This window comes from Microcoleus sp. FACHB-68, assembly GCF_014695715.1.
Classification (GTDB): Bacteria; Cyanobacteriota; Cyanobacteriia; order Cyanobacteriales; family Oscillatoriaceae; genus FACHB-68.
In genome coordinates, this window is record NZ_JACJOT010000008.1 from 1,268,157 (window position 1) to 1,282,991 (window position 14,835).

Annotated in this window: 15 protein-coding genes; 12 read left to right on the forward strand and 3 right to left on the reverse strand. The window is 46.7% G+C overall.

The features are described from left to right. Positions 1-51 precede the first annotated feature (51 nt). From H6F73_RS13955 to H6F73_RS13980, 6 genes are all read left to right on the forward strand, one after another. Positions 52-1,458, forward strand: coding sequence for a hypothetical protein (locus H6F73_RS13955; RefSeq protein ID WP_190759313.1), 1,407 nt, complete (start codon positions 52-54; stop codon positions 1,456-1,458). A gap of 117 nt (positions 1,459-1,575) precedes the next feature. Further along, a complete protein-coding gene (locus tag H6F73_RS13960; protein WP_190759314.1) occupies positions 1,576-2,163 on the forward strand; it encodes a TIGR04376 family protein in 588 nt (195 codons plus the stop codon). 367 nt (positions 2,164-2,530) lie between these two features. Beyond that, positions 2,531-2,677, forward strand: coding sequence for a ribbon-helix-helix protein, CopG family (locus tag H6F73_RS13965; protein WP_190665880.1), 147 nt, complete (start codon positions 2,531-2,533; stop codon positions 2,675-2,677). 411 nt (positions 2,678-3,088) lie between these two features. Beyond that, positions 3,089-5,302, forward strand: coding sequence for an alpha-glucan family phosphorylase (gene glgP, locus H6F73_RS13970; protein WP_190759315.1), 2,214 nt, complete (start codon positions 3,089-3,091; stop codon positions 5,300-5,302). A gap of 166 nt (positions 5,303-5,468) precedes the next feature. After that, positions 5,469-6,302 (forward strand): Tab2/Atab2 family RNA-binding protein, encoded by an 834-nt coding sequence (locus tag H6F73_RS13975; protein WP_190759316.1) that lies wholly within the window; start codon positions 5,469-5,471, stop codon positions 6,300-6,302. Between the two features lie 157 nt (positions 6,303-6,459). Beyond that, positions 6,460-7,851, forward strand: a complete 1,392-nt coding sequence (locus H6F73_RS13980) for a hypothetical protein (RefSeq protein WP_190759317.1) — start codon at positions 6,460-6,462, stop codon at positions 7,849-7,851. Between the two features lie 199 nt (positions 7,852-8,050). On the opposite strand, the gene H6F73_RS13985 is transcribed toward H6F73_RS13980, so the two are convergent. Continuing rightward, positions 8,051-8,254 carry a hypothetical protein gene (locus H6F73_RS13985; RefSeq protein WP_190759318.1) on the reverse strand — a complete coding sequence of 68 codons (204 nt, stop codon included), beginning with the start codon at positions 8,252-8,254 and terminating at the stop codon, positions 8,051-8,053. A gap of 214 nt (positions 8,255-8,468) precedes the next feature. On the opposite strand from H6F73_RS13985, the gene H6F73_RS13990 reads away from it, so the two are divergent. Further along, on the forward strand, positions 8,469-9,341 hold the full coding sequence (locus H6F73_RS13990; protein ID WP_147682409.1) for an S-methyl-5'-thioadenosine phosphorylase: 873 nt from the start codon (positions 8,469-8,471) through the stop codon (positions 9,339-9,341). A 289-nt stretch (positions 9,342-9,630) separates the two neighbouring features. Here H6F73_RS13990 and H6F73_RS13995 read toward each other — a convergent pair whose 3' ends face one another. Beyond that, positions 9,631-10,623 (reverse strand): tetratricopeptide repeat protein, encoded by a 993-nt coding sequence (locus H6F73_RS13995; RefSeq protein ID WP_190759319.1) that lies wholly within the window; start codon positions 10,621-10,623, stop codon positions 9,631-9,633. Positions 10,624-10,694: 71 nt separating this feature from the next. After that, a complete protein-coding gene (locus tag H6F73_RS14000; RefSeq protein WP_190759320.1) occupies positions 10,695-11,117 on the reverse strand; it encodes a tetratricopeptide repeat protein in 423 nt (140 codons plus the stop codon). Positions 11,118-11,157: 40 nt separating this feature from the next. On the opposite strand from H6F73_RS14000, the gene H6F73_RS14005 reads away from it, so the two are divergent. From H6F73_RS14005 to H6F73_RS14025, 5 genes are all read left to right on the forward strand, one after another. Beyond that, positions 11,158-11,298, forward strand: a complete 141-nt coding sequence (locus H6F73_RS14005; RefSeq protein WP_190759321.1) for a hypothetical protein — start codon at positions 11,158-11,160, stop codon at positions 11,296-11,298. Between the two features lie 177 nt (positions 11,299-11,475). Further along, positions 11,476-12,483: an RNA-directed DNA polymerase gene (locus H6F73_RS14010; protein ID WP_190759322.1), complete on the forward strand. Its 1,008-nt coding sequence runs from the start codon at positions 11,476-11,478 to the stop codon at positions 12,481-12,483. Next, positions 12,458-13,864: a hypothetical protein gene (locus H6F73_RS14015; protein ID WP_190759323.1), complete on the forward strand. Its 1,407-nt coding sequence runs from the start codon at positions 12,458-12,460 to the stop codon at positions 13,862-13,864. Before H6F73_RS14010 ends, H6F73_RS14015 begins: the two co-directional genes overlap by 26 nt. A 91-nt stretch (positions 13,865-13,955) precedes the next feature. Continuing rightward, positions 13,956-14,300: a hypothetical protein gene (locus tag H6F73_RS14020; RefSeq protein ID WP_190759324.1), complete on the forward strand. Its 345-nt coding sequence runs from the start codon at positions 13,956-13,958 to the stop codon at positions 14,298-14,300. Then, positions 14,290-14,709, forward strand: coding sequence for a hypothetical protein (locus tag H6F73_RS14025; protein ID WP_199330613.1), 420 nt, complete (start codon positions 14,290-14,292; stop codon positions 14,707-14,709). Before H6F73_RS14020 ends, H6F73_RS14025 begins: the two co-directional genes overlap by 11 nt. The last annotated feature ends 126 nt before the right edge of the window (positions 14,710-14,835 follow it).

The window sequence follows — 14,835 nt, forward strand, 5'->3', positions numbered from 1 at the left end:
TTCGTAGCGTGTGGGTCGGGGGCGTTGAGGAGCCGTAAACGCGAAAAACCTATGTCTCAGAATGTCAGCACAAAAACGATAGCCTCAGAAGAGTTGCAAGAACCAATCAGCCCTGGAACGGTGGCGGTTGAGTCTTATGCAGATCGCTTAATGGACGATTTATTCGAGGATGTTGACCGAATTCTAGTTGGCGGCAATCACTTGCCAACAGATTCGGCCCGCTCGGAATATGTATCTTTAAAACCAATTACAGTGCCGGCAATCGTCATGCCGCAGATGACATCACCCGCCGAACTCCAAAAGCGGGCTGATGCTCAGGAAACCGTTGAGGCGAAAGTCGTTACAACGGACAACAAACAGCAAGAGTCTAACCAGTGGTTTGACAAATGGCTGCTGGGGGCAGCGTGTGGCTCCCTCGTCATTATGTTGGGCTTGTGGCTGGCAAGTCGCGCACAGTGGCAGCGGATGTCTGCAAAAGCGCCGGCACCGGCACCCTCGCCGATCGCTCCATCTCCGACGATCTCCGCATCAGATGCCAAGTTTGCTAACTATGTGGTGTCTTCCCTCGATAAAATCGCTCAAAAGAACGGAGAAGCGAGAACTGGAGCCGGCAGACCAACCATAACCGCACCGGCACTCCAACAGCAACCGCAACAGCAACCCACACAGCAATCTACAACCATCAACCTGCCGGCGTTGCCACTGTCACTGAATCTGTCAGACGCGACAAGTTTAGCCCAAGCGCTCAACCGCCTCGCCACTGCCCTGGAAAAAGTGGCCATACCGACAGCAAACAACGCACCAAACAAACCAGCAGCCCCCAGGCCGCCGACAGCCAAAGCAACCCCATCGGCTCCTAAGCCGGCAGCTGCCAAGTCTCCAACCGCTAAACCATCCCCAACGGCGGCAGCAGCATCCCCAACCGCTAAACCATCCCCAACGGCGGCAACGGCATCCCCAACCGCTAAACCATCCCCAACGGCGGCAACGGCATCCCCAACGGCATCTCCAACGGCTGCACCCTCCCCGGCGGCAACGGCATCCCCAACAATTGCCCCATCCCCAACAGCCGCCCCAACTCCAACGGTTACGCCATCCGCAGCCGTAACGGCATTTCCTGAAATTCAAGCTCAACCGGCAGTCCCGACACTCCCACCAGAAATACCCGCGCCGGCTGGCGAAACTCCACCGCCACCGCTTGAGCCAAGTGCTGAACCTAGCGTTAACGCAACGACTCTGCCTAGTCTTGATCCGGCAGCCATTCATACCTTGGTTGGCATTCTTGAACTCGGAGAACGCTCTGCCGCCCTATTTGAAATCAACGGCGTCGCTCGCCGGGTTAACATCGGGGAGAGTATCGGCTCTAGTGGCTGGGCACTGGTAGAAGTGGCGAACCAGGAAGCCGTGATTCGCCGTAACGGTGAAGTCCGCTCGATTTATGTCGGGCAAAAGTTCTAAATCGTTTGGATTTTGGATTTTGGGTTTTAGATATCTTCTAAAATCTAAAATCTAAAATCGCCCCGCCGGCTAATTAGATAGCATGAAAAGGCATACCTGATCTTGGGAGTTCCGACGATGGGCCTATTTGAAGACCTCAGCCGGTTTTTAGAAACTAGACTGGAAGAGTTTTTACGCAATAATCCCCATCTGGAGTTGCAGGCGCTGGAAGAACAGTTGCGGGAGCAAGAAGAAGATACCCTGCGGCTGATCGTTGATTTGCAGCGCAAAGAAAAGGGGCTGCAAGATCAAATTCTCTCCACCGCTCAAGACATCCAGCGTTGGCACAGCCGCATCGAAAAAGCGAAAGCATCGAACCGGCAGGATTTGGCGCAGGCAGCACAAGAAAGAGAGGCGACGCTGTTGCGGCAAGGAAATCAATTCTGGGGTCAAATGCAGGGCGTTAAGGAACGCATTCAGAAATCTAAGGAATTGTACAAGCAGATTCAGCAGCGCCGGCAGGAAGTGCGTGCGAAAGCAACCGAGGCAGCAGCCGCAGCAACGCGTACCAACACCCAAAAAGCCGAGCAAAGCTGGCAAACTGCCGGTTGGAATCAAAGTCAAACCCGCACAATGTCTGGCGGCGCTGATTCTTTAGAGGAAGCCTTTAGACGCTGGGAAACAGATGATGAGATTGATCGGATGAAGCGAAATATGGGCCGGTAGTCTCACTCGAATTTAGATTGGCAAGGCATCTTTGGGGTTGCCGGTATTAACTTTCAAGTCGCTTATTGTAGAGAGCGCCAGAGTTGAGCCGGTTGGTGAAATTTTCATGCTTCCCCATTAAATTGCTAACATAATTTTTAGTAGCAAACTGTCTTTAGATTGCGCTCTCATCCCCTCTGTGAGCGACTTTAAAGGCACTGATTGCTACTATTTGCATCGAGCGAGCGCAGCATTTAGCACAAATTCCGGTTAATTCAACCGCGAATTTCAAATCTCTAAGCTATAATTGGAATTAGCACAAGATTAGTACAAGTATTTCAATATTTTCAACACCTAATCACTACAGTGTTATTAGCTTGTAACAGCCATGCCAAGAACAAAACCGCCCTCCGATAAAGTGCTGACCATTCGGCTTCCTTCTACCGAGCTGGAGCGTTTAGAATCTTACTGCACGAGTAAAGGCAGAACGAAAACCGATGTGATCAGAGAACTGATTCGCAAGTTACGGGGTTAATATTTCAGTGCTGAGTCTTGAGTTTGCAGCATTAGGGTGGGTTAGGCACCGGCTATAACTGAGCGCAGAAAAACCAATCATCCACTTCCCGTGCCGTAACCCACTTCAGGTTTATCTGTAACTTGTGCCAATATTTTTCATCCGAAACCCCAAACAGCCGGCCTGAGCGCTCGGCACTTCCTATCTCACTGACAGCTAAGAAGTTAAGAAAAGTGGAAAGAGTGTAAAGAAGTACACCCTCTCTCAAAAATCCTGTCAAGCTAGAATACGGTTCCCTGACATAAAGGTTGAAAGACAACGCATAGAGAATGCCCCTAGCCGTACGGAACGCTGAAGAGTTATTAGGGGCATGAGTGCGCGTGTCTTCACCGGCATCAGAGAACTGGGAGAGTTTTGAGAGTGACCTACTTTATGACAACTGACCGTTCTATGACTCCAGCCGAAAAGTTAGCCCAGAAATTACCCCTTCCCCTCAAGCGATTAGCAGACCTGGCTTATAACTATTGGTGGAGTTGGACAACCGACCGAGTTTCCCTATTTCAGCGCATCAGTGCTGATGAGTGGGAACGCTGTAACCACAACCCAGTTGGCATTCTTCAGACAGCTTCTAGCGAACGCCTAACCGAACTCACCGAAGATCCTTTCTACATCAAGCAAGTCAAAGCGCTTGTCGAGCAGTTTGACCGCTATATGTCAGAACGCAATACCTGGGCGAGTCGCGTTGCACCCCAAATTTCTCGCGAACACCCTGTCGCCTATCTGTGTGCTGAATTCGGCATTCATGAATCCTTGCCAATTTATTCTGGCGGCTTAGGAATTTTAGCCGGCGATCACCTCAAATCTGCCTCGGATCTGGGCGTACCCCTGGTTGGTGTTGGCCTACTCTACCGGCAAGGTTACTTCCACCAGCGGCTCAGCGATGGCGGTTGGCAAGAAGATTATTACCTCGACAACCGCTTTGAGGAAATGCCCTTAGAGTTGATGACAAACGACCAGGGCCAACCCATCACCGTAGAACTTGAAATTCGCCAGCGTTCTGTCAAAGTCCAAATCTGGCGGACTCAGGTGGGGCGTGTGTCTCTTTACCTGCTAGATACAGACCGGCAAGATAACGATCCCATCGACCGTTGGCTTACCGGCCACCTTTATGGCGGCAACCAAGAAACCCGCATCGCCCAAGAAGTGGTGCTGGGGATCGGCGGTGTCAAGGCATTAGAAGCGTTGAACATAGAGCCGGCGGTTTACCATCTCAACGAAGGACACGCCGCTTTCTGCACCCTGGAAATTGCCCGGTTAACAATGGAGAAAACCGGCAAATCCTTCTACGATATCGAAGCCTCAGTGCGGGATCGCTGCGTGTTTACCACCCACACCCCCGTCCCTGCCGGTCACGATGTCTTCTCATCCGACTTGATGGATTCCTACTTCGCCCACTACTGGCCCACCTTAAAATTGTCCCGCGAACAGTTTTTGGCCTTGGGAGCACGTCGTCTCGGCGATCCTTGGGAACCCTTCGGCATGACCGTCTTAGCCTTGCGCCTGTGCCGCACCGCCAACGGCGTCAGCGAACTGCACGGTGTGGTGTCCCGCAAGATGTGGAATATTCTCTATCCAGACCGGCCTGAGAACAAAGTCCCCATCGGTTACATCACCAATGGCGTCCACGCCCCAACTTGGACAGCACCGCTGCTGTGCGACCTCTACGCTCAATATATGGGCGAAGATTGGGCAGAGCATCTCCTTGACCCGCAAATGTGGGCAAAGGTAGACGCCATTCCCGACGAGGAACTGTGGGAACGTCACAAAATCCTTAAAGCACGTCTTGTTGCATATACACGCTCAAAAGTCAAGGCAGCGCGGCAAAATCGCCACGAAGACCACCACCGCATCCAAGCAGCCGATGAGCTGTTAGATGCAAACGTGCTAACCATTGGGTTTGCGCGGCGCTTTAGTCCTTATAAGCGGGGTCACTTGCTGCTGCGCGATGCAGAACGGGCTTTAAGGATTTTTGGCAATGCCAATCGTCCAGTGCAAATCGTGTTTGCCGGTAAAGCACATCCCCGCGACGAAGAAGGCAAGCGGATCATTCAGCGGTTGATGGAGTGGTGCAAGCACCCATCCATTCTCACGCGGGTGGCATTTATTGAAGACTACAACATCTACACCGGCCAAAAATTGGTGCAAGGCGTTGATGTGTGGCTAAATAACCCCCGCCGTCCTCTAGAAGCGTCTGGCACCAGTGGCGAAAAGGTTTGCTTTAATGGTGGGATTAATTGCAGCGTCCTTGATGGCTGGTGGTGCGAAGGCTACAAAGCTGATGCCAATGGCAAAGGACTTAATGGTTGGGCAATTGGTGAAGATGCTAATACCAGCGATCAGGAATTGCAAGATCGCATTGATTCAGAGTCTTTGTATCGGTTATTAGAAGAGGAAATTGTTCCGCTTTACTATGACCAAGATGCAAATGGAATTCCTCACGGTTGGGTTCGTATGATGAAGGAGTCAATTAAAACGAATGCTCCTTTGTTCAATACAGATCGAATGATTGCGGACTATGTCACTCAGGTTTACGCGCCCGGTTGTGCGGCGGATGTTAAACCGATTTTAGCGAGTCTGCCGGTGTAGTTCTTTTTTGATTTCCGGGTAAGTTAGGGCAGGTATTATACCTGCCTTTTTTATTGGGGTGTAACGATTAAAATAGAGCCAATATTATACGAAAACCGGCTTTGCTATCATCCCCGTCAGTTAGTCGGTATTATTATAGGGTTTGAATAAGTTTGGGGATAACAAGATGCGTATTTGGCAAGCTGATTTTTACAAGCGTCCCCTTAAAAATGATGTAGGACAAAAGTTGTGGGAATTGCTGGTGTGCGAGGCAACCGGCAGCTTTAGGTACAGTGCGATGTGTCCCCAAGCTGAAGCCAATGCTAGCTGGTTAGCTGAGCATTTAAAGCAGGCTAACGGTGGCAATTTACCCGATCTCATTCAAGTATTTCGCCCTCAATCCTTAAGCTTGCTGGAAACAGCCGGCAAGCTTTTGGGAGTGCCGGTGGAAGCAAACCGGCAGTGCAACCATGTAAAAGATTGGCTGTTACTCAAAGCTAAAGATTACCCAGAAGAGAAAAATTACACCGGCGAAGCTGTGGATCTGCTTGCGATTGATCGTCCGCCGCCAGTGCCTTTACCAGAAAATCTGTTAGGCGAACAGTGGCGATTTGCTGCTTTAAATGCCGGCGATCTGATCGATGCCTTTGCCGGCAGAGCGATCCCCATTTTGGAAATGCCAGAATCTTTCTTGCCAATTAATTTAGGATTAGCCTCTACTGTGCCGGTTCCTGGGGTTATTATTGATGGAGGCCGGCAATCCATGAAATTGGCCAGATGGCTGCAAGATGCCCGCCCTGTGGCGATGAATTACATTGCCGGTGATCCGGATGGGTTAATTTTAGAAGCTGGGCTTGCAGATCGATGGGTTTTGGCGACATTTGAAGATGAAGAAGTTGCAGCCGCAGCCAAGGCGTATGAACAACGCAAGCAATTAACTCAGGGACTGCATTTTCTGTTAGTACAACCAGATGAATCTGGAATGACTTACAGTGGTTTTTGGTTATTACGAAATTGCTAATTGTTAATGGTTAGACCGAGTTGCATTCATCCCGATAGGCGCGTTACCCTTGTGGCAAACTCTGTACCCACCTATCGTTCCAATTGCCGGAACTTTGCAGATTTATCGCGCAACTTGGTATTAATTGCTAATTTCCATGACTTGAGAGTCACGAACCATGAACCGCCAACGATTAGCCATGCGCCATTTGAACAGATTTGCCTTCTGTTTAATGCTTTTACCTGGTTTATTCTCAGTTGAACAGATCACTTTTGGCAGGGACAAGCCGGCATTATCTTCACAAATAGAGCAAAGCGGAGGTGACGCACTCATCTTCGCCTCTGGCACCTATACGGCTGCAGCAGGCTCCTATCCAACCTTTAATAGCGAACTTCTCGACCGGCAGCTGGCGCTCTATCAGCAATATGTGGCAACTTCAGGCCCACCTGATATTTTAATTGTGGGCAGTTCCCGCGCCCTGCAAGGCGTCGATCCGGTGGCTTTGCAAACGGCTTTGGCATCTCAGGGATATGCGAAGCTAAAAGTTTTTAACTTTGGCATTAATGGGGCGACGGCTCAAGTTGTGGATGTCTTGCTGCGACAAATTTTAACCCCACAGCAGTTGCCTCGGATGATTGTGTGGGCGGATGGGGTGCGTGCATTTAACAGTGGTCGCGTGGATCGCACGTACAATGCGATTATTGCTTCTCCTGGCTACCAGCGGGTATCTGGGGGAAGTCGCCCCAATGTCAGCCAGCCAACTCGCCCCAGCAGCATACCGGCAACTCGCCCCAGCAGCGCACCGGGGGGCGGCATTATTCGACCAGATCCGATCAATTTTCGTCAACAGGTGCCCCAGTCTCCTGGCTACACCATCCGGCGCAAAAGCAGCAGTCGCTCACAACAATTGTCTTTTAAATCTTTTAAAAGCAGCGCTGCCGGCAGCAAAATTCGCCCGATTTTGGGCGCTAGCTATCAAGCACAACTCTGGGACGAGAATCAGGAACAGGCGCTTGCAGACGCCTACTCCCAGCAACGAACCATACCCAGCCGAGGAACCGGCACGGTTTCGCCACCGGCACAACAACCACCCCGCACAGCGCCGGCAGCACAACCGGCGAGCTCCCCTGAAAGTGAACGAATCGGCAGTGGTTTTAATGCTGTGTCCACTCGATTTAATCCTACGACGTATTATCAGCGCGTGCGACGAGTTCCGGGTGAATACGACGGTGATTATGCTTCCTTCAACCTGCAAGGACAGCAAGCCGCCGCACTGCAATCAGTTGTGGCTTTTGTAAAGTCGAAACGGATACCTCTTGTCATGGTTAATTTGCCCTTGACGCAGGATTATTTAGATTCTTTGCGGCTGCGGCGTGAGCAGGAATTCCAGCAGTTTATGCAGCGCTTTGCCGGCGAAAAGGGATTTATTTTCCGTGATTTATCAAGTCGGTGGCCGGTTCAAAATGATTATTTTGCTGATCCCAGCCATCTTAACGTCTATGGCGCACAAGCTGTCTCTAAGCAACTTGCCCAAGACCGTACAATTCCGTGGCCAACTTCACGACCTTAATAATAGTCAGTAATTTTGCGGTATAAACAGTGAAACGCGAACAGCAATATTTTCTGTTCGCGTTTCATTTTTTGAATAAGTAAGCGGGTGACATCGCAGATACTAGATAAAAAGCAGCCGACAAGAATGCACCATTAATCTAAAACCGAATTCTTTGTAAAGATGAATCCGAAATATTACTGAATATGGGCATTTAAACTCAATCCACTACTTTAAGTAATCCCCGTTGCAGAGCATCAAATACCCGGTTGATATTGCTTTGATCTTGTTCGCTTAATGAATCTTTTGATAGCAGTGACGACATGAGCAGACGCTGGTCAATGCGGGAGATTTGGCGAAATGCCATAATCCGCTCAACAATTTTGTCTAATGAGATTTTAGGTAATGTGGCTTGAGCTTGCATTGTGTTTCTGGGAACTAAAGGTTGAACATCACTCAATATTTATAAGTTTAAAGATTTCATAAAGATGTTAAGTGATTGCCGGCATATCAAGAATGTGACAATTCCTAATTGGTTAAGTGATACTTATCATTGACAAAGCCGGTCATCTCGCCGCAGTCCTTCTCATTTCCCGGTAAAATAGCTTGGCGAAATAACAAGGCAGCAGGGAAAAATCATGGCTCAAGCAAAGATTGGGATTATTGGTGGCAGCGGACTCTACAAGATGGACGCGCTCAAAGATGTTGAAGAAGTTCGTGTTGACACGCCCTTTGGCGCACCGTCCGATGCCTTGATTGTGGGAACCTTAGAAGGAACGCCAGTGGCTTTCCTCGCCCGTCACGGTCGGAATCACACGTTCTTACCCTCAGAGTTGCCGTTCCGGGCAAATATCTACGCAATGAAGAGTCTGGGGGTTGAGTATGTAATCTCTGCATCCGCCGTTGGATCGCTTAAAGAAGAGGTAAAGCCGCTGGATATGGTTCTGCCGGATCAGTTTATTGATCGCACCAAGAACCGGATTTCTACGTTTTTCGGGGATGGCATTGTAGCGCACATTGCTTTTGGTGATCCCGTCTGCGGCAAGCTGGCGAAAGTGCTGGCGGATGCAGTGGCAAGTTTAGAGTTGCCAGATGTGACGCTGCACCGAGGGGGTACTTATGTTTGTATGGAAGGGCCGGCATTTTCCACAAAGGCAGAATCCCATCTTTATCGCAGTTGGGGTGCCACAGTGATTGGCATGACGAATTTACCGGAAGCCAAGTTAGCGCGTGAAGCAGAAATGGCTTATGCAACTTTAGCTTTGGCAACAGATTACGATTGCTGGCACTCGGATCATGACAGTGTAACGGTAGATATGGTGGTCGCGAATCTACAACGCAATGCCCTAAATGCTCAGAAAGTGATTCAAGAAACTGTGCGACGGTTAACTGAAAATCCGCCGCAATCCGATGCTCATTCAGCGTTAAAGTATGCGATTTTAACGCCGTTAGATAAGGTGTCACCGGCAGCCAAGGAAAAGTTGGGATTGCTCCTGCAGAAGTATTTATAAGTACAGGAAAATGAAGAGTAGGGAATGGGGCAAGGGGAAGAAATGCCTCATCCCTCTACTCACCTGCACTCAGCACTCCTCCTCAATAGTTTTGAGGAATTAAACTGGAATTTTAATCAGCAGACAGCCGAATTTTTAGATTTGAGTCTATATAGGGTGTTTCTCTGTTTCACAGGTGATATTTGTAGATTTTTAAGCAAAAAATAAAAGACACTCAGGTCAAACTTTTCTTTTAACCTCAGTGCCTTTTAATAAAGTTGCCGGCATTAAAACTTCTCAGCAATTTCTTCTATCTAGCAATCAAATCTTCAAACCACTCATTATCCCGAATTCCATCAAAAGAAGGGTCAGTTTTAGCGATTTGCCTTTTATCGGGATTGAGGTTAACCGACTGCCTCAAATTTTCAATGGCCGAATCTATATTGCCCTGTAGCGCATAGCAGCGAGCTTTTTCATACCAAGCATCAGCATACTCAGAATTGATACGGAGGGCTTGGTTAAATGACGCAATTGCGTCGTCGTAGCGTTCCACCCTTGTTAATGCAACCCCTTTACCACACCAAGATTCATAATCCTCTGAATTCGCCTGAATTGCCTTTTCGTAAACCTCAATTGCATCGTCATAGCGACCTTCCAGAAAAAGGGTATCGCCTTGCTTCACATAATGGTCGAAAACATCTTTGAGTAAATCCCCAGTTTTAGCTTGGGTGTTGAGTGACTCTTCAATGGAGTTGCGAGCATCTGAAATAACATTTTGAGTCGCCATTGCCATTGAAATCAACTCTTTTAATTGAGCCACATTTTCACCGCTCATAGCGGGCTGTGCCGGCGGCGGAGCAATTTCTCGTTTATTTTCGATGCCGGCACCCATTAGCCGCACCATCTCTCCTTTGACTTCCTTACCGAGTTCGTCTTTCACCTCAGATTTAATCTGATTTGCCAAACTGCGTTTCAGCAGCCACAGGCTGAGAATGCCGGCAAGCGGAAACAGAATCAACAGAAACAGCAAAATATTCAGCATAGAAGTTGTTAACCCAAACGTGCGGTTAACTTCTCGCTGGACATATCTTTGAATTCGCTCTTCTTCTCGTCGCTGTTGCAACTCCTGCCTCTCCCGCGTCGAAAGCGGTGCAGCAGGCGCAGTTGTGGGTTTTGCCGGCGCAGCCGGTTTAGCAGCAGGAGGCTTGGCGGGTGGTGCTGCCGGCTGTGCGATAGCCGCAGCACTTCCCACAGATAACAGCAGGGTAGAAAGTACGAAAGCAACTTGATTGTTAATCTTCATGGATACTTGTAACCTATGTATCAATTAACTGCTTGAAAATCTCCCAATCTCGAATTGCATCAAAATTCGAGTCAGTTTTGGCTAGCTTCTTTATATTCGCCCAGATTAAGGCTGAGCGCCTGTTGTAGGTTTTCAACAGCCAGCTCAAGATAATCCTGCGATGCATAACAGCAAGCTTTGTTATACCAAATCTCAGGAGCATCAGGCTTAAGTTTCAGGACGGCGTTATCAGTGGCGATGGCATCCTCATGCCGGCACCCTTGGGCAAACCCACTCCCCCGGTTACTCCAAGCTTGATAGTAATCTGATTTAAGTTGAATCGCTTTGTCATAGCAGGAGATCACTTTTGGCTGCCGGTGCAAATACGTCATCGCATTGCCGCGATTATTCCAGATTTCTGGGTCATCTGGTTTGAATTGAACAGCTTTTTCATAACATTTCACTGCCTCTTCATATCGGTGCAATTTTTCCAGGGTTTTGCCGGTTGATTCCAAGCGCCGGCACAGTCTGGTTTTAGCTCTAGCGCCCGCTTATATGAGTGTATCGCCTCTTGCTGCCGGCTCAGTTGCACTACTGCCGGTTGTACCTGCGGCGCGAGAACTGTTGCGGGATCTGTTAAAAACGCATGAATACACAGTTTGGCTGGATGAGCCGGGTTTGCGGGTGCCAATGTGAACGGGATTTGAAGTTGGTGATTTTGGGTTTGCCGGCGAAACCTGTGGAGCTTGAGTTTTTGCCTATTTATCCTCAGGTTGACGGGATGCAGAGGCATTTCCGTGGTTTTACGGTGAAATTAAGGGTTAGGGAAGCGATACAGTGACACAAGGTTCAATATCAAAATAGCTATAAACAATGACATCAAGCGAAACTCTTTGGAATCAGTTTACAACTTATGATAATTTCCTACTTGCATGGCAGCGAACCGTGAATTGTACGAGCCGCATGATTCACGATGAGTTAGGCATGAAAACATTCGCATACAACCTTGAAGCTAACCTCAAAGATTTAATACGGCAAGTACAAGCAAAAGATTTCCCTTATACACCTTTAGCAGATCATAAAGTTTATGTTCCCAAACCATCAGCGACATTAAGAACTCTGTCGCTGATGGCTGTAACAGATGTCATTGTTTACCAGGCACTGGTTAATGTTATTGCTGATCAAGCTCACTCTTATCTTGTCACCCATGAAAATCAACATATTTTCGGCAATCTCTATGCGGGATATGGAAAACGTTGGATGCTCCGTCCCTGGAAACAACAATATAAAAACTTTGTCAAGTCAATTCAAAAGTTATATGATAACGGAAATTCATGGATTGCCTCAACAGATATCGTGTCTTTTTATGACACTATAGACCATGAGCGTCTCTTGTATCTTATACGCCAATACTGTGGTGAAGATAACCAGTTTGAAAACTTATTTCGCAAATGCCTTTCACAATGGTCGGCACACAAAGCACAGGTTAAAATGAGCCGTGGAATTCCTCAAGGTAGCAATGCCTCTGATTTTTTAGCGAATTTATTTTTATATGATATCGACAAAAAAATGATTTTGCATAGCTATCATTATGTGCGATATGTAGATGATATCCGTATTCTGGGTATAGATAAGCGAACTGTCCAGCGAGGGCTTATCCTCTTTGATCTAGAACTCAAACATGCTGGACTTGTAGATCAGGTAACAAAGACCAGTATTCATGAAATTAAAGATATTGAGCGGGAAATTACACGCTTGCGTTTCGTTATCACAGACCCCACAGGAAAAGGCGAGTATACGCTGATCGAGGTGCCCTCTCCTCCCAAAAGTGAACAGGCTGAATTAGCGGCTGACTATGTATGTAAACAAACCACCTACTGAAAATACAAATTCTCAAATCGGCTTATCGGCTAATAAGGAAAATTTGAAATTAAATTTATCGACTAATAAGGGAAATTTGGAATTCAATATTAATGACCTTGAGAAAAATGAAGAAATAGGAATGTATTCCTCAAATGATAATCTTGATATTGATAAAAATACCTCTAGAAACCTGCAGAAGCAATTACGTGAAAAATTTTTAGAAGCATTTGCTCTTCTAGATAATCGAGATAGAGGAAAAGAGGCTGAGTCAAACATTACATTTTGCCTATACCGAATAAAACCGCATGAATCGATACGCGAACCATTACTTACTTTGCTTTCCAGGCTACCTTGGCGTTCTGAAGCTGTATGTTCATGTTTGGGGCGCTTCAGAAATGATTCAGCAGTGGTTTTAGGACTAAAAAATTTTATTAAGGAACATGATGTATATTCTTGGCATCGTGCCAATTCACTAGAAGCACTGTATCAGGTAAGTGGAGCTAAAAATGTTGCCTTCATCTGTCGAGATTGGCTAGCTGACATTCAACTTGACTGGCATGCAAGAATGATAGCTACCAGGATATTGGCAAAGCTTCCAGGTCAACATGCTTATTTTATGGAGTGCTTGCAACGTGAACAGCATACTAGCGACAACGATCCAGAAGCAACAGCACTTCTACGACAGGAATTAGCTTACGGTGCTTTTCAAGAAATTGAATCATACCATAAGCAGTTGGCAATATTTCGCTTAATTTGTAAAGATAAAAGCCCGGTTCTTCACAGATTAGCTGTTTATCTTGTCCAAGAATTAAAATGTAAAGTTACTTGGGATGATTTAAAGCCATACTATCAAGGTATGAGTAACTTGTCAGATTTAGTTAGGGATTTAGGTCTATCACAAGACGCACCGAAACACTGCTTTATATTCCAAACAATTTCAAATATGTACGGAGTTTCCCTATCACAAAGCGATCTTCGTTTATTTTATGGTATGCATTATGACAGAGCAGTTGATAAATTGCGTGAATCTGTGAGCAACTACCATCAATCTCCTAGTGAGTATATTAGAACTTTCCATCAATTCGCACACCTCACTCTTATTGCCTTCTATGAATATGTTTTTCCGTCAGAATCAGGATTACATGACGGTTATGCAGCTCTTACTGACCGAAAAGTTCTAACACATACTCTTCCTAATGGCTTGGATACTTGGAAAGAACTTGGCTCTATGCGGAACCGTGTCGATCATCCAGTAGATAAAAAGACTAAATCTCACTCAAAAAAGATTACTGTTGAAGAGGCTGAATTTCTTCTCAAAAGACTCGAAGTGGCTCTTCAAGAAATCTTTAGTTTTTGGTTGAATTCATCATCAATCACTACTACTGTATCCATACCATAATACTGCATAAAAAACTAGCTTAAATTATATCTCTTTGATTTTAATATTAATTGCTGTCTCAGTTAAATAAGCTAACCAGAGTAAAAAATTGATGTCGGATGAGCTACCTATCGATCCATTTTTAGCCCAGCTATGTGAAGGATACACCGAGGCAGAAGTTGGCGAAATAAAGCAGTACATGGCTGAATGGGATGCCTCTACCTATATCAGTGTAGCTCAAAGTATTTTAGACCATGCTTCAAGAAAAGAGTTAGAGCCATTGAGATATCTGCGAAAAGCTCATAACTTCAACAAGAAAGGAGCAGTACGGGTTCCAAAAACTGGATATCGTCGTGATGGTTCCGCAGTCTATCGCAAAGGAAATGAATATTTGATTGTACGACCCGACCGATTTGGTGTTGAAAAAATAGTCACTTATGGAGTTAATGATGACTGAAGCAACGCACCTAACTCAAAACACTGAAGTTACAAAAAATTACATTGATCATTTGTTACAACAGTTAACCGTCGATTATCAAAATACTAAACAAGAGCGAAAAGAAATTGCTTCTCTATCTCTAACTGCTGAGGACGAATTTACTATTTTAGAGGAAATCGAACTGCTAACGTCAGATATTCGAGGCTATGCTAGCCAAATTCAGGCAAGAGGTTGGATTGAAAATGAACAGGAGGCAATTGATCGATTGCAAACGATGCAAGTCTTTGATGTTCCTGCAATCACTCAGTTTTACTTCACAACCGATGGAGAGTACAGGCAAATGAAAGCGTATATTCGGATGCTGGATTACTTGCGCTTGCTGATTCTTGAATATCTGCGCTGCTACCAACATTCACAACAAGAATAAGGACTCAACGCCAGAATTTACCGGCTAGACGTTGCTGTGCGCTTCCACGTTGCTAACGACATCACCGGCAACGAAAAAGCCTTGACTTAAGAGACATCCTCAGAACTCATTGCCTTTCAAGAGGTG